This window comes from Spirillospora sp. NPDC049024 (assembly GCF_040649235.1).
GTDB lineage: Bacteria > Actinomycetota > Actinomycetes > Streptosporangiales > Streptosporangiaceae > Spirillospora.
This window is the reverse complement of record NZ_JBEZFD010000022.1, coordinates 101,358-126,573: the sequence shown is the minus strand read 5'-3', so window position 1 is coordinate 126,573 and position 25,216 is coordinate 101,358. Positions and strand designations below refer to the sequence as shown.

The following is a 25,216-nucleotide window of genomic DNA, read 5'->3' as shown; positions in this document are numbered from 1 at the left end:
AGTACCCACCAGTCGTGATAAAGGAATAGACTCCCCACCGGATGTTTGTGAAGTACTTCACAAGCGAACGAGCGAAGAGGACCATCGTGACCGACTCCACCCGACACGCGGACGTCATCGTCGTCGGGGCAGGCCCCGCCGGATCGTCGACCGCCTATTGGCTCGCGCAGGCCGGCCTGGACGTGTTCCTGCTGGAGAAGGCCACCTTCCCGCGCGACAAGATCTGCGGTGACGGGCTCACCCCGCGGGCCGTCCGCGCCCTCATCGGCATGGGCGTCGACATCAACGACCCCGGCTGGGGGCGCAACCGGGGGCTGCGCATCTACGGCGGCGGCGTGAAGGTCGAGCTGCCCTGGCCGGAGCTCGCGTCCTTCCCCGACTTCGGCCTCGTCCGCAAGCGCACCGACCTCGACCAGCTCCTCGCCGAGCACGCCGCCAAGGCCGGCGCCCAGCTCCTGCAGGGCTGCAACGTGACCGGCCCGATCGTCGACGAGCGCACCGACCGCATCACCGGCGTCACCGCCGACTACGAGGGCGAGAAGCTGGAGTTCCACGCGCCCCTGGTCGTCGCCGCCGACGGCAACTCGACCCGGCTGTCGCTCGCCATGGGGCTGCGCCGGCGCGAGGACCGCCCGATGGGCGTCGCGGTCCGCCGCTACTTCCAGACCCCGCGCCACGACGACGACTTCATGGAGGCGTGGCTGGAGCTGTGGGACGGCCAGCGCCTCCTGCCCGGCTACGGCTGGGTTTTCGGCGTCGGCGACGGCACCTCCAACGTCGGCCTCGGCCTGCTCAACACCAGCAAGGCGTTCCAGAACGTCGACTACCGCGGCATGCTCAAGCGCTGGTGCGCGCAGATGCCGGAGGACTGGCAGTTCGACGAGGAGCACGCGACCTCCAGGATCCGCGGCGCGGCGCTGCCGATGGGCTTCAACCGGCAGCCGCACTACACCCGCGGCATGCTGCTCGTCGGCGACGCCGGCGGCATGATCAACCCGTTCAACGGCGAGGGCATCGACTACGCCCTGGAGTCCGGCCGGCTGGCCGCCGACATCATGGTGCAGGCGCTCGCCCGCCGCACTCCCGCGCAGCGCGAGCGGACCCTGTACGAGTACCCGCGCATCCTGAAGGACGAGCACGGCGGCTACTTCACCCTCGCCCGCGTGTTCGTCCAGGCGATCGGCGACCCGCGGGTCATGAAGTTCCTGACCGCGCACGGCCTGCCGCATCCCACGCTCATGCGCTTCACGCTGAAGCTCCTCGCGAACCTCACCGACCCCAAGGGCGGCGACGCGATGGACCGTGTCATCAACGCGATGCAGAAGGTGGCGCCGACGGCATGAGAGCGCGCGTGGAATTCATACTTCCGCAGGTGAGCGGACTACAGTGCAGTACCCGACCCCCTGAGGGGAGCGCTATTGATCACCTTGGCTAGGGTGGCGGGTCGCAGGCGGCCCGCCCCGTACAACGTCGTACGTCCCGAGGAGAGGCTGTAGAGATATGGATCTCTATATTCCGATCATCGTGCTGGGGGTGCTCGCCTTCGCCTTCGCCGCCGGCTCGGTGGCGATGGCCGCGCTCACGGGTCCCAAGCGCTGGAACCGCGCCCGGTTGGACGCCTACGAGTGCGGCATCGAGCCGACCCCGCAGCCCGTCGGCGGCGGGCGCTTCCCGATCAAGTACTACCTGACGGCGATGCTGTTCATCGTCTTCGACATTGAGATCATCTTCCTTTACCCCTGGGCGGTCGCGTTCGACCGGATGGGGCTCTTCGGCCTTGTCGAGATGGTCCTTTTCATCGTCACCGTCCTTGTGGCGTACGCCTACATCTGGCGGCGCGGCGGTCTGGAGTGGGACTGACATGGGTCTAGAGGAGAAACTCCCCAGCGGATTCCTGCTGAGCACGGTCGAGCAGGCGGCGGGGTGGGCGCGCAGTTCCTCGGTGTGGCCGGCGACGTTCGGTCTCGCGTGCTGCGCGATCGAGATGATGGCCGCCGGCGACCCCCGGCACGACTTCTCCCGGTGGGGGATGGAGCGCGCCTCGGCGACGCCGCGGCAGGCCGACCTGATGATCGTCGCGGGCCGGGTGAGCCAGAAGATGGCGCCGGTGCTGCGGCAGATCTACGACCAGATGACCGAGCCGAAGTGGGTCATCGCGATGGGCGTGTGCGCCTCGTCCGGCGGCATGTTCAACAACTACGCGGTCGTGCAGGGCGTGGACCACATCGTCCCGGTTGACATCTACCTGCCCGGCTGCCCGCCGCGGCCGGAGATGCTGCTGGACGCGATCCTGAAGCTGCACGACAAGATCCAGAACACCAAGCTCGGGCCGCAGCGCGCGAAGCAGATCGCCGAGCTGGAAGAGGCCAAGCGCCGTCGGCTTCCGCTGCTCGGACAGGGGGCCTGAATGATGACCGGAACGGAGCGCAGCGGAGTGCAGGTCAGCATTCAGGTGCAGTTCCCGGGGGGTCTGGGGGGTCGCCCCCCCAGGGGGAGGACAGCATGAGTTCGCAGAACCCTGAGCAGCGGGCCGAGCAGAACGCCGACAAGCTCCCCGCGCAGGCGGAGGAGGAGCGCCGCGAGCAGCCGGTCGTCCGCAAGGGCATGTTCGGCGCGCGGACCACCGGCGACACCTCCGGCTACGGCGGGCTCGTCATCCGGCAGAGCCCGAAGGTGTCCGCGCAGCGCCCGTACGGCGGGCCCGGCGGCGCCGCCGAGGCCGGCGAGTTCGACGAGGTCGCCGACGAGCTGGAGCGGGCCTACCCCCACTTCGGCGACGCGGTCGAGCGGGTCGTCGTCGACCGCGGCGAGATCACGTTCTTCGTCAGGCGCGAGCACCTGGTGGAGGTCGCGCGGACCATGCGGGACGAGCCGTCCCTGCGCTTCGAGATGTGCTCGGGCGTGTCGGGCGTGCACTACCCGAAGGACGAGGGCGCCGAGCTGCACTCGGTGGTGCACCTGCTGTCGATCACGCACAACCGGCGCGTCCGGCTGGAAGTGACCTGCCCGGACGCCGACCCGCACGTCCCGTCGCTGGTGCCGGTCTACCCGACGAGCGACTGGCACGAGCGGGAGACCTACGACTTCTTCGGGATCATCTACGACGGCCACCCGGCGCTCACGCGGATCGAGATGCCCGACGACTGGGTCGGCCATCCGCAGCGCAAGGACTACCCCCTCGGCGGCATCCCCGTCGAGTACCGCGGCGCGGAGATCCCCCCGCCCGACGAGCGGAGGTCGTACGTATGAGTTCCACGAAGTACACCGAATACGACGCCTACGCCGCCGAGGAGGCGGCCGAGGGCAAGGTCTTCGACGTCAACGGCCAGGACTGGGACCAGGTCGTCTCCGGCGCGGAGGACCTCGGCGACGAGCGGCTCGTCGTCAACATGGGCCCGCAGCACCCGTCCACGCACGGCGTGCTCCGGCTCATCCTGACGCTCGACGGTGAGACGGTGAACGAGGCCCGGGTGGGCATCGGGTACCTGCACACCGGCATCGAGAAGAACATGGAGTTCCGCACCTGGACGCAGGGCACCACGTTCTGCACCCGGATGGACTACCTCGCGCCGATCTTCAACGAGACGGCGTACTGCCTGAGCGTGGAGAAGCTGCTCGGCATCACCGACCAGATCCCGGAGCGGGCCCAGATCATCCGCGTGATGATGATGGAGCTGAACCGGATCTCCTCGCACCTGGTCGCGATCGCCACGTTCGGGCTGGAGCTCGGCGCGACGACGGTGATGCTGAACGGCTTCATCGAGCGCGAGTACACCCTCGACCTGTTCGAGGAGATCACCGGCCTGCGGATGAACATGGCCTACGTCCGTCCGGGCGGGGTCGCGCAGGACCTGCCGAGCGGCGCCACCAGCAAGATCCGCGACTACCTGGACCGCATGCCGAAGCGCATCCAGGCGCTGCGCAAGCTGATGGACGCCAACCCGGTCTACCTGGCGCGCACGCAGAACATCGCGTACCTCGACCTGACCGGCTGCATGGCGCTCGGCGTCACGGGCCCCGTGCTGCGCGCGACCGGGCTCCCGTGGGACCTGCGCAAGTCGCAGCCCTACTGCGGCTACGAGACCTACGACTTCGAGGTCGCCACGCAGGACACCAGCGACGTCTACGGCCGCTACCTCGTCCGCATGGACGAGATGGAGCAGTCGCTGAAGATCGTCGAGCAGTGCCTGGACCGGCTCCAGTCGGTCAAGGGCCCGGTGATGATCGAGGACAAGAAGATCGGCTGGCCGGCGCAGCTGGCGATCGGCGCGGACGGCATGGGCAACTCGCCCCGGCACATCGCGCACATCATGGGCACCTCGATGGAGGCCCTGATCCATCACTTCAAGCTGGTGACGGAGGGCTTCCGGGTGCCCGCGGGGCAGGCGTACGCGCCGATCGAGTCGCCGCGCGGCGAGCTCGGCGCCCACGTGGTCAGCGACGGCGGCACCCGGCCTTACCGGGTCCACTTCCGGGAGCCGTCCTTCGTCAACCTGCAGGCCACCCCGGCGATGGCGGAGGGCGGCATGGTCGCCGACGTCATCGCCGCCGTGGCGAGCATCGACCCGGTCATGGGGGGAGTGGACCGATGACATACGGACCTGAGGTCCGCGAGCGGCTGGAGCGCGACGCCAAGGAGATCATCGGCCGGTACCCCCGGCCGCGCTCCGCGCTGCTGCCGCTGCTGCACCTGGTGCAGTCGGAGGAGGGCCACATCACCGAGGCCGGGATCGAGTTCTGCGCGGAGCAGCTCGGCATCACCCCGGCGCAGGTGACGGGCGTCGCCACCTTCTACACGCAGTACAAGCACGCGCCGGTCGGCGACTACCACGTCGGCGTCTGCATCAACACGCTGTGCGCCGTCATGGGCGGCGACCAGATCTGGGACGAGCTGAGCGAGCACACCGGGGTCGGCCACGACGAGGCCACCCCGGACGGCAAGGTCAGCCTGGAGCGGATCGAGTGCAACGCGGCCTGCGACTTCGCGCCGGTGATGATGGTCAACTGGGAGTTCTTCGACAACATGACTCCCGAGAAGGCCAAGCGGCTCGTCGACGACCTGCGCTCTGGTAAGCAAGTGCTTCCTTCGCGTGGCCCGAAGAGCCTGGCCACCTGGAAGGAGGCGTCCCGCGTGCTCGCCGGGTTCCCCGACGGGCGCGCCGGCGAGGGCGTCCAGGCCGGGCCGGAGTCGCTGGTCGGACTGGAGATCGCGAAGCAGCGCGGCTGGGAGGCGCCCCGCGCCGACGTCGAGCGCGAGCGTCCGGAGGAGCCGGTGAAGCCCGAGGACATGGGCTCCCCGCCGCAGGAGCCGGGCAAGCCGGTCGGCGGCGAGGCCAAGCCCGGGTCGCAGGAGGGGCGGAACAAGTGACCACGCTCACCCCGATCCTCACCAAGAACTGGGACCAGGCCGACTCGTTCACCCGCGCGGGCTACGAGCGCGACGGCGGCTACGAGGCGCTGCGCAAGGCGTTCCGCATGGAGCCGGACGAGATCGTCCAGGCGGTCAAGGACTCCGGCCTGCGCGGCCGCGGCGGCGCGGGCTTCCCCACCGGGATGAAGTGGGGCTTCCTGCCGCCGTCCAGCCCGAACCCGCGCTACCTCGTCGTCAACGCCGACGAGTCCGAGCCGGGGACGTGCAAGGACATCCCGCTGATGATGGCCAACCCGCACGTGCTCGTCGAGGGCATCATCATCAGCGCGTACGCGATCAAGTCGAACCTCGCGTTCGTCTACGTGCGCGGCGAGGTGCTGCACGTGATCCGCCGCCTCCACCAGGCCGTGGCGGAGGCGTACGAGGCCGGCTACCTCGGCAAGGACATCCTCGGTTCCGGCTACGACCTGGACGTGGTCGTGCACAGCGGCGCCGGGGCCTACATCTGCGGCGAGGAGACGGCGCTGCTGGACTCCCTCGAAGGGTTCCGCGGTCAGCCCAGGTTGAAGCCCCCCTTCCCGGCGGTCGCGGGCCTGTACGGCGGGCCCACCGTCATCAACAACGTCGAGTCGATCTCCTCGGTTCCCTCGATCATCGCCAACGGGCCCGAGTGGTTCGCCGCGATGGGCACCGAGAAGTCCCAGGGCTTCGGGATCTTCTCGCTGTCCGGGCACGTCACGCGGCCCGGGCAGTACGAGGCGCCGCTCGGCATCACGCTGCGGGAGCTGCTCGACATGGCGGGCGGCGTCCGCGAGGGGCACCGGCTGAAGTTCTGGACTCCGGGCGGGTCGTCCACGCCGATCTTCACCGAGGAGCACCTGGACGTGCCGCTGGACTTCGAGTCCGTCGGCGCCGCCGGGTCCATGCTCGGCACCCGGGCCCTGCAGATCTTCGACGAGACGACCTGCGTCGTCCGCGCCGTGCTGCGCTGGTCGGAGTTCTACGCGCACGAGTCGTGCGGCAAGTGCACGCCGTGCCGCGAAGGCACCTACTGGTACAAGCAGATGCTGAAGCGGCTGGAGGCCGGGCAGGGCACCGAGGAGGACCTGGAGACCCTGCTCGACATCTCCGACAACATCCTCGGCCGGGCGTTCTGCGCCCTCGGCGACGGCGCGACCAGCCCGGTCGTCTCGTCCATCAAGCTGTTCCGGGACGAGTACCTCCGGCACTTCGAGCTGGGCGCCTGCCCGTTCGACCCGGCCAAGTCCACCCTCTGGGGAGGTGCCAAGTGACCGTCACCGACGACAAGTCGGGCAAGTCGGTTGAGCAGGTGGAGATGGTCTCCTGCACCATCGACGGCTTCGAGATCGAGGTGCCGAAGGGCACCCTGATCATCCGGGCCGCCGAGCTGCTCGGCATCCAGATCCCCCGGTTCTGCGAGCACCCGCTGCTCGACCCGATCGGCGCCTGCCGGCAGTGCCTGGTCGAGATCCCGGACGCCGGGAACGGCCGCGGGATGCCGAAGCCGCAGGCGTCCTGCACCACCGCCGTGATGCCGGGCATGGTCGTCAAGACCCAGCTCACCTCGCCGGTGGCCGACAAGGCCCAGCACGGCATCATGGAGTTCCTGCTCATCAACCACCCGCTGGACTGCCCGATCTGCGACAAGGGCGGCGAGTGCCCCCTGCAGAACCAGGCGATGTCCAACGGGCGGGGCGAGACCCGGTTCCTGGAGACCAAGCGGACCTGGCCGAAGCCGCTCCCGCTGTCCAGCGGCGTGCTGCTCGACCGCGAGCGCTGCATCCAGTGCACCCGCTGCACCCGGTTCTCCGAGCAGATCGCTGGCGACCCGTTCATCGACCTGTTCGCCCGGGGCGCGAAGGAGGAGGTCGGGACCGCCGACGGCAACCCGTTCCACTCCTACTTCTCCGGCAACACCGTGCAGATCTGCCCGGTGGGAGCGCTCACCGGCACCGCCTACCGGTTCCGGTCCCGCCCGTTCGACCTCGTGTCGCAGCCGAGCGTGTGCGAGCACTGCGCGTCCGGCTGCGCGATGCGCACCGACCACCGCCGCGGGAAGATCACGCGGCGGCTGGCCGGGGACGACCCGCAGGTCAACGAGGAATGGAACTGCGACAAGGGCCGCTGGGCGTTCGCCTACACGACCCAGCCCGACCGGTTCACGCACCCGCTCGTCCGGGGCGAGGACGGCGAGCTGGAGCCGGCGTCCTGGCCCGAGGCGCTCACCATCGCGGCGCGCGGCCTCGCGGCGGCGCGCGGTACCGCCGGCGTCCTGACCGGCGGCCGCGTCACGCTCGAGGACGCCTACGCCTACGCCAAGTTCGCCCGGATCGCGCTCGGCACCAACGACGTCGACTTCCGGGCCCGGCCGCTGTCGGACGAGGAGTCGCGGTTCCTCGCCTCGTCCGTCGCGGGGCACCCCATCGAGGTCACCTACGCCGACCTGGAGAAGGCGCCGGTCGTCCTCCTCGCCGGGTTCGAGCCCGAGGAGGAGTCGCCGATCGTCTTCCTGCGGCTCCGCAAGGCGTACCGCAAGAACCGCCTGAAGGTGTTCGCGGCGGCCCCGTTCGCCACCCGCGGGCTGGGGAAGGTCGGCGGCACGCTGCTGCCGACGCCGCCCGGCGCGGAGGCCGAGACCCTCGGCTCCCTCATCGGGGACGCCGCCAGCATCGGGGATGACGCCAGGCCAGACATCCGCACGCTGCTGGAGACGCCCGGCGCCGTCATCCTCGTCGGCGAGCGGCTCGCCACCAGCCCCGGCGCGCTGACGTCGGCGGTCCGGGTGGCGCAGGCGACCGGCGCCCGGCTGGCCTGGGTGCCGCGCCGGGCCGGTGAGCGCGGCGCGATCGAGGCCGGGGCGCTGCCCGGGCTGCTTCCGATCGGCCGCCCGGTCACCGACCCGCAGGCGCGCGCCGAGGTCGCCCGCGCCTGGGGCGTCGCCGACCTGCCCGCCGGGCCCGGCGAGGACACGGCCGGCATCATCGCGGAGGCGGCCGCGGGGCGGCGCGGCGCGCTGCTCGTCGGCGGCGTCGACCCCTACGACCTCGCCGACCCGGAGGCGATGCTGCGGGCGCTGGAGGCCACCCCGTTCGTGGTGAGCCTGGAGCAGCGGCCGAGCGCGGTCACCGACCGCGCCGACGTCGTCCTGCCGGTCGCGGCGGTCGCGGAGAAGTCCGGGACGTTCGTCGACTGGGAGGGCCGCGGCCGCCAGTTCGACGTGGTGCTCAAGTCCGCCGGGCGGATGTCCGACCTGCGGGTGCTGCACGCGCTGGCCGACGAGATGGACGTCCACCTCGGTCTGCCGGAGCCCGAGGCCGCGCGCCGCGAGATGGCCGCCCTCGGCGCCTACCGCGGCGAGCGCCCGGACGCGCCGAACGTCGCGCAGGGCCTGGCCCCGCACCCCGAGCAGGGCGAGGCCCTCCTCGCGACGTGGCGGCTGCTGCTGGACCGGGGCCGCCTGCAGGACGGCGAGCCGTTCCTCGCGGGCACCGCCAAGCACGCCGTCGCCCGGCTGTCGCCCGCGACCGCCGCGGAGATCGGCGCGACCGGCGCGGTGACGGTCACGGCCGGGCGCGGCGAGGTCACGCTCCCGCTGGAGATCACCCCCGACCTGCCCGACCGGGTGGTGTGGCTGCCGACGAACTCGGCCGGCTGCGCCGTGCACCGGGACCTCGGCGCGGTGGCGGGAGGCGTCGTCAAGATCGCGAGCGCGGTGCTCGCGACCGCGACCGAGAACGCTGGAGGCATCCGATGAGCTACCTGGCCGCGGCCCCGGCGCCCGACCCGCAGCTGCAGGACTTCGGGTCGGACCCGTGGTGGCTGATCGGCGGCAAGGTCCTCGCCGTCTTCGTGTTCCTCGTCGTCACCGTGCTGATGACGATGTGGATCGAGCGGCGCGTCATCGGCCGGATGCAGCTGCGCGTCGGCCCCAACCGGGCCGGGCCCTTCGGCCTGCTGCAGGGCCTCGCCGACGGCGTCAAGCTGGCGCTGAAGGAGGACATCGTCCCCCGCCAGGTGGACAAGGTCGTGTTCGTCCTGGCGCCGGTGATGTCGGCGGTGCCGGCGTTCATCTCGTTCATCATCATCCCGTTCGGGCCGACGGTGTCGGTGTTCGGGCACCAGACGGCGCTGCAGGGCACCGACCTGCCGGTCGCGGTGCTGCTCGTCCTCGCGATGTCGTCGATGGGGATCTACGGCATCGTGCTGGCCGGCTGGTCCTCGATGTCGCCGTACTCGCTGCTCGGCGGGCTGCGCTCGTCCGCCCAGATGATCTCCTACGAGATCGCGATGGGCCTGTCGTTCGTGGCCGTGTTCATGTTCGCGGGCTCGATGTCCACCTCGGAGATCGTCGCGGCGCAGCACGACAAGTGGTTCGTGGTGCTGCTCGCGCCGTCGTTCGTCGTGTACGTCATCACGATGATGGGCGAGTCGAACCGCATCCCGTTCGACCTGCCCGAGGGCGAGGGCGAGCTGGTCGGCGGCTTCCACACCGAGTACTCGTCGCTGAAGTTCGCGATGTTCTTCCTCGCGGAGTACATCAACCTGGCGACGCTGTCGGCCCTGGCCACCACGCTGTTCCTCGGCGGCTGGCGCGCTCCCGCGCCGATCTCCACGGTGTGGGCGGGCGCCAACTCCGGCTGGTGGCCGGTGCTGTGGTTCCTGGTCAAGGTCTTCCTGTTCATCTTCTTCTTCATCTGGCTGCGCGGCTCGCTGCCGCGGGTCCGCTACGACCAGCTCATGAAGCTCGGCTGGAAGGTGCTGATGCCCTTCTCGCTCGGCTGGATCCTGCTGGTCGCGACGATCCGCGCGCTGCGCAACGACGGCTACGAGATGCGGCAGCTGTTCATCGCCGCCGCCGTGGTCGCCGCGGTGGTGCTGGTCGCCACGGTGGTGTGGGAGATGGTCCGCGGCCGCGAGGACGGCAAGGAGATCGTCCCGGGGGCGACGGAGGGGCCGCGCACCGACCCGTCGGCGGGCGGGTTCCCGGTGCCGCCGATGGACGCGCCCCACTACCACGGCCGCGCCCGCGAGCCGGTCCGGCCGGCCACGATCGAAACCCCCTCCGAGGAGGTCACCAGTGGGACTCACTGATTTCCTGAACCCGGTCAAGGGGTTCGGGGTCTCGTTCCACCAGATGTTCATGAAGAGCGAGACCGTTCAGTACCCCGAGGTGAAGAAGCCGACGGCTCCTCGCTTCCACGGGCGGCACCAGCTGAACCGGTGGCCGGACGGCCTGGAGAAGTGCGTCGGCTGCGAGCTGTGCGCGTGGGCGTGCCCCGCGGACGCCATCTTCGTCGAGGGCGCCGACAACACGGCCGACGAGCGGTACTCGCCCGGCGAGCGCTACGGGCGCACCTACCAGATCAACTATCTGCGGTGCATCCTGTGCGGCCTGTGCATCGAGGCGTGCCCGACCCGGGCGCTCACGATGACCAACGAGTACGAGCTCGCCGACGACAGCCGCGAGAGCCTCATCTACACCAAGGAGATGCTGCTGGCGCCGCTGCGCGAGGGCATGGAGGCGCCCCCGCACGAGATGCGGCTCGGCGACACCGAGGAGGACTACTACCGCCTCGGCCTCCAGGAGAGCGACTCCGCTCCGACCGCGTCCTCCGAGGGGGGACGACCCCCCACGCCCCCCGGATCGCCTTCGGCTCCGACCGTTCCGTCTGAGAGTGGCGGCCGCGCCAGCATGGACCAGGCCGTCAAGCGCGAGAAGGACGTCAAGCGCGAGAAGGCGCGCAAGGGCGGTGAGGGCAAGTGACCGGCTCCGTCGCGAGCGCGCACGTGCTCGCCGCCCAGGTCGCCGACAAGCAGTCCGGCGAGCCGTTCTTCTTCTGGCTGCTGGCGGTCGTCTCGGTCCTCGGCGCACTCGGCATGATCTTCGCGCGCAAGGCGGTGCACTCGGCGCTGCTGCTGGCGACCGTGATGCTCTCCCTGGCCGCGCTGTACGCGATCCAGAACGCGCCCTTCCTGGCGTTCGTGCAGGTGATCGTCTACACCGGCGCGGTGCTGATGCTGTTCCTGTTCGTGCTGATGCTCGTCGGCGTCAGCTCCACCGACTCGCTGGTGGAGACGATCCGGGGGCAGCGGTTCTGGGCGGTGATCGCCGCGGTCGGCTTCCTCGTCCTGCTCACCGTAGGGGTCGGCAACGCCGCGCTCGGCAACTCGGCCGGGCTCACCCAGGCCAACTCCGAGGGCAACGTCATCGGCCTGGCCCGGCTGCTGTTCTCCAAGTACGTGTTCGCGTTCGAGGCGACCAGCGCCCTGCTGATCACCGCGGCGCTGGGCGCGATGGTGCTGGCGCACCGGGAGCGCACCGAGCCGAAGGCGACGCAGAAGGACCTGTCGCGGCAGCGGTTCCTGTCCGGCTCGCACCCGGGCCCGCTGCCGGGCCCCGGCACCTACGCCCGGCACAACGCCGTCGACATGCCGGCGCTGCTGCCCGACGGGACGCCTTCGGAGCTGTCGGTCAACCCGGTCATCGCGGCCCGCACCGACACCGCGGAGCGGCACGCCGACCTGTACGGCGGCTCCGAGGAGGAGGCCCTCGAACGGGACGTGGCCGCGGTCAAGGCGGTCACCGAGGACGTCCGCGACACCGATGCCGAGGGGCGCTCGGTCAAGTCGGGGACCCCGGCCGCCGGCGGCGGCGCGAGTGAAGGCGAGGCAGGCGAATGAGTCCGGGGCACTACCTGGCGCTCTCGGCGATCCTGTTCACCATCGGAGCGCTCGGCGTCCTCGTGCGCCGCAACGCCATCGTGGTGTTCATGTGCGTCGAGCTGATGCTGAACGCGACGAACCTGGCGTTCGTCTCGTTCTCCCGCATGCACGGCAACCTCGACGGCCAGATCATCGCCTTCTTCGTGATGGTGGTGGCCGCCGCGGAGGTCGTGGTGGGTCTGGCGATCATCATGACCATCTTCCGGACCCGCAGGTCCTCGTCGGTCGACGACGCGAACCTGCTGAAGTACTGAGAGGCCAGGGATGAAAGCGGAAGGCATCCAGGCCGCGTCCTGGCTCCTCGTCGCGCTCCCGCTCGCGGGAGCCGCGATCCTCCTGCTGGGGGGAAGGCGCACCGACAAGTGGGGCCACCTGCTCGGCGCCGCGCTGTCGGTGGCGTCGTTCGCGGTGGGCGCCGCGATGTTCGCGCAGATGCTCGGGTACGACGCCGAGACCCGGCGCCGCACCGTGCACCTGTGGGACTTCATCGACGTCGGCACGTTCAAGGTCGGCATGGACCTGCTGGTGGACCCGCTGTCCATCACCTTCGTCCTGCTGATCACCGGGGTGGGCTCGCTCATCCACATCTACTCGATCGGCTACATGTCGGGTGACCCCGACCGGCGCCGGTTCTTCGCCTACCTGAACCTGTTCCTGGCGGCGATGCTGCTGCTGGTGCTGGGGAACAACTTCCTGATCCTGTTCCTCGGCTGGGAGGGCGTCGGCCTCGCCTCCTACCTGCTCATCGGGTTCTGGCAGCACAAGCCGACGGCCGCGACCGCCGCGAAGAAGGCGTTCGTCGTCAACCGCGTCGGCGACATGGGGCTGATCATCGCGATCGCGCTGATCTTCGCCACGTTCGGCACCATCGACTTCGGGCCGGTGCTCGGCACCGGCGCCGAGCACGCGGGGCTCGCCGGCAAGCTCGGCACCGGCACCGCGACGGCCATCGGGCTGCTGCTCCTGGTCGGCGCGTGCGGCAAGTCGGCCCAGCTGCCGCTCCAGTCCTGGCTGCTGGACGCGATGGAGGGCCCGACCCCGGTGTCGGCCCTCATCCACGCGGCCACGATGGTGACCGCGGGCGTCTACCTGATCGTCCGCTCCGGGCCGATCTTCGAGATGTCCGAGACCGCGCAGCTGGTGGTGACGATCGTCGGCGCGGCCACGCTGCTCGCCGGTGCGATCATCGGTTGCGGCAAGGACGACATCAAGAAGGCCCTCGCCGGGTCGACGATGTCGCAGATCGGCTACATGGTGCTGGCCGCCGGGCTCGGCCCGGCGGGCTACGTGTTCGCCATCGCGCACCTCGTCGCGCACGGCTTCTTCAAGGCGGGCCTGTTCCTCGGCGCCGGCTCGGTCATGCACGGCATGAAGGACGACGTGAACATGCGCCACTACGGCGCGCTGCGCACGGTGATGGTGATCACCTATGCGACGTTCGGGCTCGGGTACCTCGCCATCATCGGGTTCCCCGGCCTGTCCGGCTGGTTCACCAAGGACGGCATCATCGAGGCCGCCTACGACAAGGGCGGCACGTCCGGGATGATCCTCGGCTCCTGCGCGCTGATCGGCGCCGGGATCACCGCGTACTACATGTCGCGGGTCATGTTCATGACGTTCTTCGGTGAGAAGCGGTGGGAGGACGACGTCCACCCGCACGAGTCGCCGGCCGTCATGACCTGGCCGCTGATGCTGCTCGCGGTCGGCTCCGTCTTCGCGGGCGGGTTCCTGATCCTCGGCGGCTTCGCCGACTTCCTCGAACCGGTCGTCGGGGCGCCCGAGCACGCGCACGAGTTCAAGTGGCTCACCGCGCCGGGCGCCGCCACCTTCGTCCTGATGATCGTCGGTGCCGGGATCGCCTGGATGCAGTACGGCGCCCGCAAGGTGCCGCGTGAGGCGCCGAAGGGCTCCTTCATCACCGTCGCGGCCCGCAAGGACCTCTACGGCGACGCGCTGAACGAGTCGCTGCTGATGCGGCCCGGCCAGTGGCTGACCCGGCTCGCGGTCTGGTTCGACGGGCGCGGCGTCGACGGCGCCGTCAACGGCACGGCCGCCGGCGTCGGCGGCAGCTCCGGCCGGCTCCGGCGCGTCCAGACCGGCTTCGCCCGCTCCTACGCCCTATCGATGCTCGGCGGCGCGGCCCTCGTGGTCGCGGCGCTCCTGGTGGTGAACGTGTCATGAGCGACTTTCCCTGGCTGAGCGTCCTCATCGCGCTGCCACTCGTGGGCGCGGTGCTGCTCAGCGCCATCCCGCGCGAGCGGGAGGCGCTGGTCAAGCAGTTCTCGCTCGGTGTCTCCCTCCTCGTCGCCGCCCTCACCGGGGTCATGGCGGCGGGCTTCGACGCGGGCGGCCCGCGCTTCCAGTTCACCGAGAAGTACTGGTGGATCAAGGAGTTCGGCGTCCACTGGGCGCTCGGCGTCGACGGCGTCGCGCTGGTGCTGATCCTGCTGTCGGTGATCCTCGTCCCGCTGGTCATGCTGGCGTCGTGGGGTGAGGCCGACCGGTCCGGCGGCGTGGACGTCCCCGCCCGGGGGGAGGCGGGGCGTAGCCACGGGGGCGGAACACAGCGGTCGGCGAAGACGTACTTCGCGCTGCTGCTGGCGCTCGAAGCGGCCATGATCGGCGTGTTCGCCGCGACGGACGTGTTCCTGTTCTACGTCTTCTTCGAGGCGATGCTCATCCCGGTGTACTTCATCATCGGGTACTTCGGCGGCCCGCAGCGCTCCTACGCCGCGGTGAAGTTCCTGCTGTACTCGCTGTTCGGCGGGCTGCTGATGCTCGTCGCCGTCATCTGGCTGTACCCGCTGTCGAGCCGGGCGGTCGAGAAGGGCGGCCTCGGGCAGGGCACGTTCATGTTCGACGAGCTGTCGAAGATGAACATCGACCCGACGACGGCCAAGTGGCTGTTCCTCGGCTTCTTCGTCGCGTTCGCGATCAAGGCGCCGATGGTGCCGGTGCACACCTGGCTGCCGGACGCGGCGCAGCAGTCCCCGCCCGGCGCGCTGGTGCTGATCGTCGGCGTCCTGGACAAGGTCGGCACCTACGGGATGCTCCGGTTCTGCCTGGAGCTGTTCCCCGGCGCCGCCAAGTGGGCGACCCCGGTCGTGCTGGGGTTCGCGGTGCTCAGCATCATCTACGGCGCGATCCTCGCGATCGGCCAGGTCGACATGAAGCGCCTGATCGCCTACACGTCGGTCTCGCACTTCGGGTTCATCGTCCTCGGCATCTTCGCGATGACGTCGCAGGGCCAGTCCGGCGCCGCGCTCTACATGGTGAACCACGGGTTCTCCACCGGCGCGCTGTTCCTCGTCGTCGGCTTCATGATCGTCCGGCGGAGGTCCGCGCGGATCTCCGACTTCGGCGGCGTGCAGAAGGTCGCGCCGGTGCTCGCCGGGATGTTCCTGATCGCGGGCCTGTCCGCGCTGTCGCTGCCCGGCCTGTCCACGTTCGTCTCGGAGTTCCTCGTCATCGTCGGGACGTTCAGCCGGTACGAGTGGGCGGGCGCGCTCGCGGTGAGCGGCGTCGTGCTCGCCGCCATCTACGTCCTGTGGATGTACCAGCGGACCATGGGCGGCCCCAAGGCGCCCGCGGTCGAGGGCATGAAGGACCTGTCCGCCCGGGAGAAGTGGGCCATCGCCCCGATCATCGCGATCATCGTGGCGATGGGCTTCTTCCCGCAGCCGGTGCTGCACGTGATCAACCCGTCGGTGGACCACACGCTGGCCCGGGTCGGCGAGCACGACCCGGCGCCGGACATCACCGGTAACGTCGCCGAGAACGGAGCCCGTCCATGAGCACCACCAGTCAGGTGAGCGCGGTCCTCGCGCAGGGGGGTGACATCCCCGCGCCGCACATCGAGTACGGGCAGATCGCCCCGCTGCTGCTGGTCCTCGGCGCCGCCGTCGTGGGCGTGCTCGTCGAGGCGTTCGCCGGCCGGAACGCGCGCTACTACCTCCAGGTGCCGGTCGCGTTCCTCGGCCTCGCGGGCGGGTTCGCGTGGACGATCGCGCTGGCGTGGCGCGACAACCCGCACCACGTCGCCGCCGAGGGCGCCCTCGGCGTGGACGGGCCCACCCTGTTCATCCAGGGCACGATCCTGGTGCTGGCGCTGGTCAGCCTCCTGCTCATCGCCGAGCGCGGGGACAAGGCCGGCGGCCACTTCGCCGCGCAGGCGTCCGCCCTGCCCGGCAGCGAGGCCGAGCAGCGCACCACCGCGATGGGGTTCACCCAGACCGAGGTGTTCCCGCTGATGATGTTCGCGGTCGGCGGCATGATGATGTTCCCGGCGGCCAACGACCTGCTCACCATGTTCGTGGCGCTGGAGGTCATGTCGCTGCCGCTGTACCTGCTGTGCGGGCTCGCCCGCCGGCGGCGCCTCCTCTCCCAGGAGGCGGCGGTCAAGTACTTCCTGCTCGGCGCGTTCTCCTCGGCGTTCTTCCTGTACGGGGCGGCGCTGCTCTACGGGTACGCCGGGTCCGTCCGGCTGTCGGACATCTCCGCACAGATCGGCAAGGACGCGGGCAGCGAGACCCTGCTCCTGTCGGGCGTCGCGCTGCTGTCGGTCGGGCTCCTGTTCAAGCTCGGCGGCGTCCCGTTCCACATGTGGAAGCCGGACGTCTACCAGGGCGCCCCCACGCCGATCACGGCGCTGATGGCGTCCTGCACCGTCGTCGCCGCGTTCGGCGGGATCCTGCGCGTCTACTACGTCGCGTTCGAGACGCTGAAGTGGGACTGGCGGCCCGTCATGTGGGGTGTGGCGATTCTCACCATGGTCGCCGGCTCGATCATCGCGATCACGCAGACCGACATCAAGCGGATGCTGGCCTACTCGTCCATCGCGCACGCGGGCTTCCTGCTCATGGGCGTGATCGCCAGCTCCGCCGACGGCCTGTCCAGCACGATGTTCTACCTGGTCGCCTACGGCTTCACCTCGATCGGCGCGTTCGCCGTCGTGACGATGGTGCGGGACGCGGGCGGCGAGGCCGGCCACCTGTCGCGGTGGGCGGGGCTCGGCAAGCGGTCCCCGGTGGTCGCGGGCGTGTTCGCCTTCTTCCTCCTGGGCTTCGCGGGCATCCCGCTGACCAGCGGCTTCACCGGGAAGTTCGCGGTGTTCAAGGCCGCCGTCGAGAGCGGTGCGACGCCCCTGGTGGTCGTCGCCGTGATCTCCTCCGCGGTGGCCGCGTTCTTCTACGTCCGTGTGATCGTCGTCATGTTCTTCAGCGAGCCGGACGCCGAGGGCCCGGTCGTGGTGGCCGGCCCGGCGACCGCGGTCGCGGTCGCGCTCGGGGTGACGGCTACTGTGGTACTCGGCGTGATCCCGCAGCCCGTTCTGGACCTCGCGGGTCAGGCCACGACCCACATGTTCGTCCGGTAGGGAGTCTTGGGTGAGCAACCCATTCGCTGAGAAGTCCGGCGGGCCGGCCATCCAGGAGACCGGCCCGTTCGGGCTTCCCGTCGACGCCGCGCTGGCGGCCGACGCCAAGGAGCGCCTGGCCTCCGTCGAGTCCCTGCTCCTGGACTGCGTCCGCGGCGAGGATCCGCTGCTCACCGAGGCGTCGCAGCACCTCGTCGAGGCGGGCGGCAAGCGGTTCCGGCCGATGCTGGTGCTGCTGGCCTCCCACTTCGGCGACCCCGCGGCGCCCGGCGTCGTCCCGGCCGCCGTCGTCGTCGAGCTCACCCACCTCGGCACCCTCTACCACGACGACGTCATGGACGAGGCCACCGTCCGGCGCGGCCAGCAGTCCGCGAACTCCCGCTGGACGAACACCGTCGCCATCCTCACCGGCGACTACCTGTTCGCCCGCGCGTCGGACCTGCTCGCCGACCTCGGCCCGGAGGCCGTCCGCATCCAGGCCCGCGCGTTCGCCCGCCTGGTGCGCGGCCAGATCCAGGAGACCGTCGGCCCCGCCGAGGACGCCGACCCCCTCAAGCACTACCTCCAGGTCGTCGCCGACAAGACCGCGTCCCTGATCGCCGTCTCCGGCCAGTTCGGCGCCCTGCTCTCCGGCGCCCCCGCGCACGTCGTCGACACGGTCACCTCCGCCTGCGAGAAGATCGGCATCGCGTTCCAGCTGTCCGACGACATCCTCGACATCGCCTCCGAGACCGAGGAGTCCGGCAAGACGCCCGGCACCGACCTGCGCGAGGGCATCCGCACCCTCCCCATGCACCACGTCCTCGCCGGCATCGGCTCCGGCCCGGACGACGCCCGCCTCCGCGAACTGCTCGTCCAGGACCTCACCGACGACGCCCTCCACGCCGAGGCCCTCGCCCTCCTGCGCGCCCACCCCGCCATGGACCGCGCCCGCACCGACCTCCGCCGCTGGGCCGAGGACGCCCGCACCGAACTCCTGACCCTCCCCGAAATCCCCGCCCGAGACGCCCTGACCAACCTCTGCGACTACGTGATAAGTAGAACTGGTTAGTAGTACTTATTGCTTTTCTCTCCTCCTTCGGGCCTGACGGCCCTGCTGTGTCTCTTGCAGTGCTCTCCTCCTTCGGGCCCTGAGGGCCCTGCTGTGTCTATTGCAGTGCTCTCCTCCTTCGGGCCCTGAGGGCCCTCCATCGTCGGGCACTGCGGCGATCGCTGGCATCGCTCCGGCTCGCCTTGCGGCTCGCTGCGCGATCAGGTTCTCGCAAGCTCGAACCTGCCTTCGGACGCGATCGCGACCATTGAGGTTGTTGCGTGGTTGGGGAATTGGTTGAGGTCGGTTCGTCCTAGGGGCGGCGCCTGCGCGGTCATGTGGGCTTCAGGTTCTTGCTGCGCTTGAACCTGCCTGCGGACGCGATCGCGACCATTCAGGTTGTCGCGTGGTTGCTGCGGTGGCTGAGGTCGGTTCGCCTTAGGGTGCGGCACCTGTGAGGTCATGCGGGCTTCAGATTCTTGCTTTGCTCGAATCCGGCGTCGGGTTCGGGTGCGATCGTTGAGGTCGGTGCGGGGTTGCGGCGGTGGTCAGGGCCAGGGCGGCCAGTGTTCCGCCGAGCCACATGACGGACGGCTCTCCGGCGGTGTCGGCGACGCGTCCGCCCGACAGCGCGCCCAGGGAGATGGCGATGTTGAACGTCGCGACGAACAGCGCCGACGCGGGCTCGGCGGCGTGTGCGGGCACGGCTCGGAGCAGCCAGTTCTGCAGCGTGACCGACACGCCGCCGTAGGCGATTCCCCACAGGACCAGCAGCACCACCGCCGGAAGCGGCGACCGGCCGGCGGCCGGGAACAGCAGGACGGCCGGCGCGAGCACGGCGGTGATCCCCACCAGGGTGGGGCGCGGGTCGCGGGAGGCGGCCGTCCCCGCGGCGAAGTTGCCGGCGATGCCCGCCACGCCGTAGACCAGCAGCAGGGCACTGATCAGGCCCGGTTCCACGGCGGACACCCGCTCCAGCACGGGACGCACATAGGTGTACGCCGTGAAATGCCCGGTGACCAGGAGGAACGTCACGAGCAGACCGGTCCGTGCGCGGGGTGCGCGCAGGACCTGCGGCATGGCCCGCAAGCCCGCCGCGCCGGTCCCGGGCAGCGCCGGCAGCAGCGCGGCGAGCGCGGCGCAGGCGGCCAGCGACAGCGCTCCGGCCACGGCGAACGCCGCCCGCCAGCCCGCGAGGTCGCCGATCAGCGTGCCGGCGGGGACGCCCGCCACCGACGCCACCGCGATACCGCCGAAGATCAACGAGGTGGCGGCGCCGGTGGAGCGCTCCGGCACCAGCCGCGCCGCCAGCCCGCCGGCGATCGCCCACACCCCGCCGATCGCCACCCCGACCAGGACCCGCGACGCCAGCAGCGCCGGCAGTCCGGGCGCCGCGGCCGAGCCGAGGTCGGCCGCGGCCAGCAGGCCCACCAGCACGACCAGCACCGCCCGCCGGTCCAGCCGGGCGGTGGCCGCGGAGAGCGCGGGCGCGGACAGCGCGGCGACGAGGCCGGGAACGGTCATCGCCAGCCCGGCCGTGCCCGCGGAGACGCCGAGGTCCGGGCTCATCGAGGTCAGCAGCCCGACCGGGAGCATCTCGCTGGTGACGACGAGGAACGTGGCGGAGGCTACCGCGAGCACGGCCGGCCATCCCCGCCGCGGCGGTGGAGCAGAGGGAACCGTCATGGCTCCGACCCTGGCGCGCGGGTCTTCGCAGGAACAACGGCGAAGATCGCATCCTTGTATGAGCGAGACTCATCGATCGGGGACAGGGGGAGCACGTGCCGCAACTGGAGGCCCGGGAGCTGGAGTGCTTCCTCGTCCTGAGCGAGGAGCTGCACTTCGGCCGGACCGCGGAACGCCTCTACCTCTCGCAGAGCCGTGTGAGCCAGTTGCTCCGCGCCCTGGAGCAGCGGATCGGAGCCCGGCTGGTGGAACGCACCAGCCGCCGTGTCCGGCTGACCCCGCTCGGCGCCGCCCTGCGGGACGACCTGCGCCCCGCGTACGCGGCCCTCCTCGACGTCGTCGACGAGGCCAGGGCCAGGGCGCGCGGTGTCGGCGGAGTGCTGCGGATCGGCTTCCTCGGGTCGCTGGACGAGAATCTGGCCGGCCTCGTCCGCGCGTTCGAGCGCGACCACCCCGGCTGCGAGGTGCACACGGTCGAGATGCCGCTGGCCGACCCGTTCGGACCGGTCCTGGGCGGGGACGTCGACGCCGCGATCGTCCTGACCCCCGTGCGGGAGCCGGGCCTGGCCCTCGGCCCGGTCTTCTCCGAGGCGCCACTGAGCCTGGCCGTTCCGGCGCGCCATCCGCTCGCGGACCGTCCGTCGGTTTGCGCCGAGGATCTGGCCGGGCACACGCTGGTCAGGATCGCGGGCCCGGCACCGCGCTACTGGCGCGAGGCGCAGTCCCCGCCGCTGACGCCCGGCGGCCGCGAGATCCCGGCCGGACCGGCTGTCAGCACGGTCCAGGAGGCCCTCGCGATGGTCGCGGCCGGGCGCGGCGCGATGCCGCTGTGTCTCCCGACCGCCCGCCGCCACGCGCGGGGCGATGTCGTCTTCGTCCCGCTCACCGGTCTGCCCGACTCGGCGCTCACGCTCGTCTGGCACCGGGACCGGGCCACGGCCGGCCTCCGCGCCTTCGCGGAGGCCGTCGCCGAGGGCGCCCGCGGCTAGGCGTTCTGGGGTTCGGGTTCTTCGGTCAGGCCTCGGGTCTTCATGGCGTGGAGGACGAGGTCGATGAGGACTTCCTTGCAGGAGTCCAGGCGGCGGGCGTCGCAGAGCATGACGGGGACCTTGGGGCCCAGGTTGAGGGCCATCTGGATCTCCGCGAGGTCGTAGCGCTGGGCGCCCTCGAAGCAGTTCACGGCGACGATGAACGGGGTGCCGCGGCGCTCGAAGTAGTCGACGGACGGGAAGCAGTCCGACAGGCGGCGGGTGTCGGCGAGGACGACGGCGCCGAGCGCGCCGAGGGAGACCTCGTCCCACATGAACCAGAAGCGCTCCTGGCCGGGGGTGCCGAACAGGTAGAGGACGTACTCGTTGCGCATCGTGATGCGGCCGAAGTCCATCGCGACCGTGGTGGTCTGCTTGCGCTCCACCCCGGAGATGTCGTCGATGCCGACGCTCTCGTCGGTGAGCAACTCCTCGGTGCGCAGCGGGCGGGTCTCCGAGACCGTGCCCACCATCGTGGTCTTGCCGACCCCGAAGCCGCCCGCGATCACGATCTTGACCGCGGTGGGGAGCCGGCGGGCGCGCACGTCGCGCCTAGAGGGCCCGGAGACCATCGATCACCGCCTTGTAGAGCCTGATGTCATGCATGTCCGCCTCTGGTTCGGGTTCCTGCAGGGAGACGAAACCCTTGTCGAGCAGGTCGCCGAGCATCACCCGCACGGTCGCCACGGGCAGGTCGAGATGGCCGGTGATCTCGGCCACCGACATCACCGACTGGCAGAGCCGGATGATGGCCAGGTGCTCGGGGCCGAGGCCGATCGCGCCCTCCGGCTCGGGGCCGACCGCCACCACCAGCGTGATGAGGTCGAACTTGCCGCGGGTCGGCTCGATGCGGCCGCTGGTCATCACGTACGGCCGCACCATCGGGCCGGCGTGCTCGTCCAGGAAGCGGTCCTGGACGGGGGGCCGCGTCGCGGTCTCGTCCACCCAGGGCTCCTGGGTGGGGTCCTCGGGGGGCATCATGCCGGGCGCCCCTCCTGCGCGGCCTCCGAACGCGACGGCGTGGTGAGGTGGTGGCCCATGGCGGTGACGAGCATCGCCATCTCGTAGGCGATGAGGCCGACGTCGGCCTCCTCACCGGCGAGGACGGCGAGGCAGGCGCCCTTGCCGGCCACCGTGACCAGCAGGAACGCCGAGGCCATCTCGACGATCGTCTGCCGGACGGGGCCGCCGCCGAAGCGGGTGCCGGCGCCCTTGGCCAGGCTCTGGATGCCGGCCGCTACGGCGGCGAGGTGCTCGCCGTCGTCCTGCGTCATGCCCTCCGAGGACGCCATGAGCAGGCCGTCGGCCGAGAGCACGACCGCGCTGCGGGCGTGCGGCAGCCGGTGCACCAGGTCGTCCAGCAGCCAGCCGAGATCGGAGGAGGAACCGGTCTTCTGCGTCACTGATCTGCCTCGCCTTCCGCTGCGTTGGTGCCGAGGGCTTCCGCCGCGTCAGAGCGGCCCCGCTGGGTGCCGCGCTGATAGGAACCCATGATCCGCTGGATCTCCTCGGGGGAGCGGCCCGGGTCGTCCTGCTCGTCCTGCTCGTCGGCGACGACGGGCTCATCGGTGCGCAGGGGGTCGGCCAGGTTCGCCTGCGGCACCCGGACGGGCAGACCGGACGGTGTCGTGGAGATGTCGGGCACGGGTGGCAGGTCCTCCGGCTCGATGGGGTCGGGACGTGCGCCGTCCTCGGGGTCCTCGTCGCGCCGAGCGGGCGCGGGGGCCTCGGGCCGCGGTTCGGGGGCGGTGCCGCCGGACGCCTGGGCGGGCGGCGGTTCCGCGGCCGGCGGGGGGACCGCGACGAGGGCGGGTCCGGCGGGCTGCGGTCCGGTGCTCGCGGGGGGGAGCGTCGCCGTGGGCGCGGTGGTGCGGACGGCGGCCGCCGGCGCGGCGCCGACCGCGGCGGGGCGCCGCACCTCCAGGCCGTTCGTGGTGGTGGTGCCGGCCGGGACCTGCGCCGGGCCCTGCTCGACGATCAGTTCCCGGGGGATGACGACGACGGCGGTCGTCCCGCCGTACGCGGACCGCTTCAGCGACACCTGCAGGTTGTAGCGCTCGGCGAGCTTGCTGACCACGAACAGGCCCAGCTGGACCGAGCTCTGCAGGTTGAAGTCGGGCGGGTCGGCGATCCGCGCGTTGATCTCGGCGAGCTTCTCGTCGGTCATGCCGAGCCCGCGGTCCTCGATGTCGATGGCGAAGCCGCTGGCGACCAGGTGCCCGCCGACCTGCACGATGGTGTCGGGCGGGGAGAACGACACGGCGTTCTCGATCAGCTCGGCGAGCAGGTGGGTGACGTCGCCGACCGCGCGTCCGGCCAGTTCGACCGGGCCGAACGGCAGGACGGTGACGCGGGTGTAGTCCTCGACCTCGCCGACGGCGGCGCGGACGACGTCCACCATCGGGACGGCGTTGCGCCAGCCGCGGGCCGGGAGGGCGCCGGAGAGCACGATGAGGTTCTCGGCGTTGCGCCGCATGCGGGTCGCGAGGTGGTCGAGCCGGAAGAGCTCCTCCAGCTCCTTGGTCTCGATGTCGCGGCGGCGCTCCATGGTGTCCAGCATGGTGAGCTGCCGGTGCACCAGCGTCTGGGTGCGGCGGGCCAGGCTCAGCAGGACGTCCCGGATGCCGCGGCGCAGCTCCGCCTGCTCGACGGCGGTGCGGATCGCGGTCTCCTGGACGGCGTTGAACGCGCGGCCCACCTGCCCGATCTCGTCCGTGCCGAACCGCAGCGGCGGCGCCTCGACGGCGACGTCCACCTGCTCGCCGTGCCCGAGCCGTTCGACGACGCCGGGCAGCCGCTGCTCGGCCAGCTCCCAGGCGGCGCCGCGCAGCCGTTCCAGCTGCCGGACGAGCGCGCGCGCCGTGGTGATCGACACGACGATGGACGCGATGACCGCGAGGAGGCCGAGTCCACCGGCGAGCAGCAGCCGGACGATGACCCCGATCGCGATCGGAGTGGCGCGCTCCACCAGCCGGTCACCGGCGTCCTGGATGGTCTTGCGCATCTGGGCGAGCGCAGGTTCGGTGGTGCCGCGCCACTGCTCGGCGGTGACCCGGTTCCGCTGTGTCTTCGTGCGCTGCAGGAGGGCGTCCTCGAGGGTGCCGACGGAGACGAGCCGCTTGTTGGCGTTCAGCTCGTTCCACGCCTTCCGGTCGGCGCCTTCGAGGTCGACCATGGCCCGCTCGTAGTGCAGCCGCCGGGCGCCGACGATCTGCGCGATGGCGATCTGGTCGGCGGCGGTGAACCTGCCGGACGCGAGCACGCCGGCGACGACCGCGTCCTCCTGGGAGAGCATCTCCCAGGAGCGGTTGACCGCGATCTCCGCCCGCAGGTCGGTGGTGAGGCCCTTGTCGCTGAGCGTGGTCGTTCCGTCGTACATACGGAAGATCGACTCGATGACGCCGGAGTAGATCTGGACGATGCGGTCCCGGTTCAACGAGCCGGTGTCGATCGCCTGGCGGTCCCGGTCCAACTGCCCGAGCAGCCTGACCATCTCGTCCAGCTTCTTGTCCATGGCGTCGTCGGCGGCGCGGTGGACGGCGCCGCTTCGCGCCTTCTCCACGACGACGGCCCGCTCCTTGTCCGTACGGGCGCGCTGGGTGGCGAGCAGGTCGGGCCGCCGCTGGCCGGACGCGAGCATGGTCACGGTGAGGCGGCGCTCGTTCTGCAGTTCGACGAGCAGCGGGTCGCTCGGGGCCGCGACGCTGTCCAGGGTGCTGACGAACAGCAGGTTCACGCCTTCGCGCAACGTCACCCAGGCGGCGAAGGCCCACAATGCCGTCAGCGAGACCAGCAGGGCCGTAATCTTGGTCCGCAGCCGTGAGTTGCGGAAACGCATTATGATCGCCCCAACAATTGTCAAGGTGCCTGCAATGCGAGGTACTGGGGCCCGGCTGCGAGACACTGGTGGCGTGAGTGCGGGTAGCGCTATGCCGTGTCACCGGCAACGCACCGCTGAACCTTACCAACGCCACCAAACCCAC

At 70.8% G+C, this 25,216-nt stretch carries 21 protein-coding genes and 1 pseudogene; 17 read left to right on the top strand and 5 right to left on the bottom strand.

Annotated elements, in window-relative coordinates:
- Window positions 1–86 precede the first annotated feature (86 nt).
- The 16 genes and pseudogenes from AB0C21_RS33410 (at window position 87) to AB0C21_RS33335 (ending at window position 18,540) form a co-directional block, all read left to right on the top strand.
- Window positions 87–1,343 (top strand): geranylgeranyl reductase family protein, encoded by a 1,257-nt coding sequence (locus tag AB0C21_RS33410; RefSeq protein WP_500209651.1) that lies wholly within the window; start codon window positions 87–89, stop codon window positions 1,341–1,343.
- Between the two features lie 157 nt (window positions 1,344–1,500).
- The gene (locus AB0C21_RS33405) at window positions 1,501–1,860 is read left to right on the top strand and encodes an NADH-quinone oxidoreductase subunit A (RefSeq protein ID WP_141580369.1); all 360 of its coding nucleotides are present in this window, start codon (window positions 1,501–1,503) and stop codon (window positions 1,858–1,860) included.
- A gap of 1 nt (window position 1,861) precedes the next feature.
- Window positions 1,862–2,407, top strand: a complete 546-nt coding sequence (locus AB0C21_RS33400) for a NuoB/complex I 20 kDa subunit family protein (protein ID WP_149259704.1) — start codon at window positions 1,862–1,864, stop codon at window positions 2,405–2,407.
- A 95-nt stretch (window positions 2,408–2,502) separates the two neighbouring features.
- A complete protein-coding gene (locus tag AB0C21_RS33395) occupies window positions 2,503–3,249 on the top strand; it encodes an NADH-quinone oxidoreductase subunit C (RefSeq protein WP_500209649.1) in 747 nt (248 codons plus the stop codon).
- Window positions 3,246–4,592: an NADH-quinone oxidoreductase subunit D gene (locus AB0C21_RS33390; protein WP_500209647.1), complete on the top strand. Its 1,347-nt coding sequence runs from the start codon at window positions 3,246–3,248 to the stop codon at window positions 4,590–4,592. Before AB0C21_RS33395 ends, AB0C21_RS33390 begins: the two co-directional genes overlap by 4 nt.
- The gene (gene nuoE, locus AB0C21_RS33385) at window positions 4,589–5,368 is read left to right on the top strand and encodes an NADH-quinone oxidoreductase subunit NuoE (RefSeq protein WP_149259701.1); all 780 of its coding nucleotides are present in this window, start codon (window positions 4,589–4,591) and stop codon (window positions 5,366–5,368) included. Before AB0C21_RS33390 ends, nuoE begins: the two co-directional genes overlap by 4 nt.
- Entirely contained in the window at window positions 5,365–6,663 is a 1,299-nt protein-coding gene (gene nuoF, locus AB0C21_RS33380; RefSeq protein ID WP_149259700.1) for an NADH-quinone oxidoreductase subunit NuoF, read from the top strand. Before nuoE ends, nuoF begins: the two co-directional genes overlap by 4 nt.
- The gene (locus AB0C21_RS33375) at window positions 6,660–9,146 is read left to right on the top strand and encodes an NADH-quinone oxidoreductase subunit G (RefSeq protein ID WP_500209645.1); all 2,487 of its coding nucleotides are present in this window, start codon (window positions 6,660–6,662) and stop codon (window positions 9,144–9,146) included. The genes nuoF and AB0C21_RS33375 overlap by 4 nt, the downstream gene beginning before the upstream one ends.
- The gene (gene nuoH / locus AB0C21_RS33370) at window positions 9,143–10,483 is read left to right on the top strand and encodes an NADH-quinone oxidoreductase subunit NuoH (RefSeq protein WP_500209644.1); all 1,341 of its coding nucleotides are present in this window, start codon (window positions 9,143–9,145) and stop codon (window positions 10,481–10,483) included. Before AB0C21_RS33375 ends, nuoH begins: the two co-directional genes overlap by 4 nt.
- 43 nt (window positions 10,484–10,526) lie before the next feature.
- Window positions 10,527–10,991, top strand: a pseudogene (gene nuoI / locus AB0C21_RS33365) (NADH-quinone oxidoreductase subunit NuoI); the annotation flags it as partial.
- Between the two features lie 161 nt (window positions 10,992–11,152).
- The gene (locus tag AB0C21_RS33360; RefSeq protein ID WP_500209642.1) at window positions 11,153–12,073 is read left to right on the top strand and encodes an NADH-quinone oxidoreductase subunit J; all 921 of its coding nucleotides are present in this window, start codon (window positions 11,153–11,155) and stop codon (window positions 12,071–12,073) included.
- Entirely contained in the window at window positions 12,070–12,369 is a 300-nt protein-coding gene (gene nuoK, locus AB0C21_RS33355) for an NADH-quinone oxidoreductase subunit NuoK (RefSeq protein ID WP_021593191.1), read from the top strand. The genes AB0C21_RS33360 and nuoK overlap by 4 nt, the downstream gene beginning before the upstream one ends.
- A gap of 10 nt (window positions 12,370–12,379) precedes the next feature.
- A complete protein-coding gene (gene nuoL, locus AB0C21_RS33350) occupies window positions 12,380–14,296 on the top strand; it encodes an NADH-quinone oxidoreductase subunit L (RefSeq protein ID WP_500209640.1) in 1,917 nt (638 codons plus the stop codon).
- The gene (locus tag AB0C21_RS33345) at window positions 14,293–15,909 is read left to right on the top strand and encodes an NADH-quinone oxidoreductase subunit M (RefSeq protein ID WP_500209639.1); all 1,617 of its coding nucleotides are present in this window, start codon (window positions 14,293–14,295) and stop codon (window positions 15,907–15,909) included. Before nuoL ends, AB0C21_RS33345 begins: the two co-directional genes overlap by 4 nt.
- A complete protein-coding gene (gene nuoN, locus AB0C21_RS33340; protein ID WP_500209638.1) occupies window positions 15,906–17,489 on the top strand; it encodes an NADH-quinone oxidoreductase subunit NuoN in 1,584 nt (527 codons plus the stop codon). The genes AB0C21_RS33345 and nuoN overlap by 4 nt, the downstream gene beginning before the upstream one ends.
- Before the next feature lie 49 nt (window positions 17,490–17,538).
- The gene (locus AB0C21_RS33335; protein ID WP_500209711.1) at window positions 17,539–18,540 is read left to right on the top strand and encodes a polyprenyl synthetase family protein; all 1,002 of its coding nucleotides are present in this window, start codon (window positions 17,539–17,541) and stop codon (window positions 18,538–18,540) included.
- Between the two features lie 450 nt (window positions 18,541–18,990).
- Here the strand turns inward: AB0C21_RS33335 and AB0C21_RS33330 are convergent, their stop codons facing one another.
- Window positions 18,991–20,160 carry an MFS transporter gene (locus AB0C21_RS33330; RefSeq protein ID WP_500209636.1) on the bottom strand — a complete coding sequence of 390 codons (1,170 nt, stop codon included), beginning with the start codon at window positions 20,158–20,160 and terminating at the stop codon, window positions 18,991–18,993.
- Between the two features lie 140 nt (window positions 20,161–20,300).
- Here AB0C21_RS33330 and AB0C21_RS33325 point away from each other — a divergent pair, with 140 nt between their 5' ends.
- Window positions 20,301–21,194: a LysR family transcriptional regulator gene (locus tag AB0C21_RS33325; protein WP_500209635.1), complete on the top strand. Its 894-nt coding sequence runs from the start codon at window positions 20,301–20,303 to the stop codon at window positions 21,192–21,194.
- On the opposite strand, the gene AB0C21_RS33320 is transcribed toward AB0C21_RS33325, so the two are convergent.
- The 4 genes from AB0C21_RS33320 to AB0C21_RS33305 are packed head-to-tail and all read right to left on the bottom strand — an operon-like array spanning window position 21,191 to window position 25,071.
- A complete protein-coding gene (locus AB0C21_RS33320) occupies window positions 21,191–21,805 on the bottom strand; it encodes a GTP-binding protein (RefSeq protein WP_149259692.1) in 615 nt (204 codons plus the stop codon). The two genes, AB0C21_RS33325 and AB0C21_RS33320, sit on opposite strands and share 4 nt — an antisense overlap.
- Window positions 21,786–22,214, bottom strand: a complete 429-nt coding sequence (locus AB0C21_RS33315; protein ID WP_500209633.1) for a DUF742 domain-containing protein — start codon at window positions 22,212–22,214, stop codon at window positions 21,786–21,788. Before AB0C21_RS33315 ends, AB0C21_RS33320 begins: the two co-directional genes overlap by 20 nt.
- Window positions 22,211–22,636 carry a roadblock/LC7 domain-containing protein gene (locus AB0C21_RS33310; protein WP_500209632.1) on the bottom strand — a complete coding sequence of 142 codons (426 nt, stop codon included), beginning with the start codon at window positions 22,634–22,636 and terminating at the stop codon, window positions 22,211–22,213. Before AB0C21_RS33310 ends, AB0C21_RS33315 begins: the two co-directional genes overlap by 4 nt.
- Complete coding sequence (locus AB0C21_RS33305) at window positions 22,633–25,071, bottom strand: nitrate- and nitrite sensing domain-containing protein (RefSeq protein WP_500209631.1); 2,439 nt, start codon at window positions 25,069–25,071, stop codon at window positions 22,633–22,635. The genes AB0C21_RS33310 and AB0C21_RS33305 overlap by 4 nt, the downstream gene beginning before the upstream one ends.
- Between the last annotated feature and the right edge of the window lie 145 nt (window positions 25,072–25,216).

Excerpts from the sequence above, each read along its gene's own strand:
- AB0C21_RS33405 (WP_141580369.1), top strand. The coding sequence starts at position 1,501 with ATGGATCTCTATATTCCGATCATCGTGCTGGGGGTGCTCGCCTTCGCC.
- AB0C21_RS33400 (WP_149259704.1), top strand. The coding sequence starts at position 1,862 with ATGGGTCTAGAGGAGAAACTCCCCAGCGGATTCCTGCTGAGCACGGTC.
- AB0C21_RS33395 (WP_500209649.1), top strand. The coding sequence starts at position 2,503 with ATGAGTTCGCAGAACCCTGAGCAGCGGGCCGAGCAGAACGCCGACAAG.
- AB0C21_RS33390 (WP_500209647.1), top strand. The coding sequence starts at position 3,246 with ATGAGTTCCACGAAGTACACCGAATACGACGCCTACGCCGCCGAGGAG.
- nuoE (WP_149259701.1), top strand. The coding sequence starts at position 4,589 with ATGACATACGGACCTGAGGTCCGCGAGCGGCTGGAGCGCGACGCCAAG.
- nuoH (WP_500209644.1), top strand. The coding sequence starts at position 9,143 with ATGAGCTACCTGGCCGCGGCCCCGGCGCCCGACCCGCAGCTGCAGGAC.
- nuoK (WP_021593191.1), top strand. The coding sequence starts at position 12,070 with ATGAGTCCGGGGCACTACCTGGCGCTCTCGGCGATCCTGTTCACCATC.
- nuoL (WP_500209640.1), top strand. The coding sequence starts at position 12,380 with ATGAAAGCGGAAGGCATCCAGGCCGCGTCCTGGCTCCTCGTCGCGCTC.
- AB0C21_RS33345 (WP_500209639.1), top strand. The coding sequence starts at position 14,293 with ATGAGCGACTTTCCCTGGCTGAGCGTCCTCATCGCGCTGCCACTCGTG.
- nuoN (WP_500209638.1), top strand. The coding sequence starts at position 15,906 with ATGAGCACCACCAGTCAGGTGAGCGCGGTCCTCGCGCAGGGGGGTGAC.
- AB0C21_RS33320 (WP_149259692.1), bottom strand. The coding sequence starts at position 21,805 with ATGGTCTCCGGGCCCTCTAGGCGCGACGTGCGCGCCCGCCGGCTCCCC.
- AB0C21_RS33315 (WP_500209633.1), bottom strand. The coding sequence starts at position 22,214 with ATGATGCCCCCCGAGGACCCCACCCAGGAGCCCTGGGTGGACGAGACC.
- AB0C21_RS33305 (WP_500209631.1), bottom strand. The coding sequence starts at position 25,071 with ATGCGTTTCCGCAACTCACGGCTGCGGACCAAGATTACGGCCCTGCTG.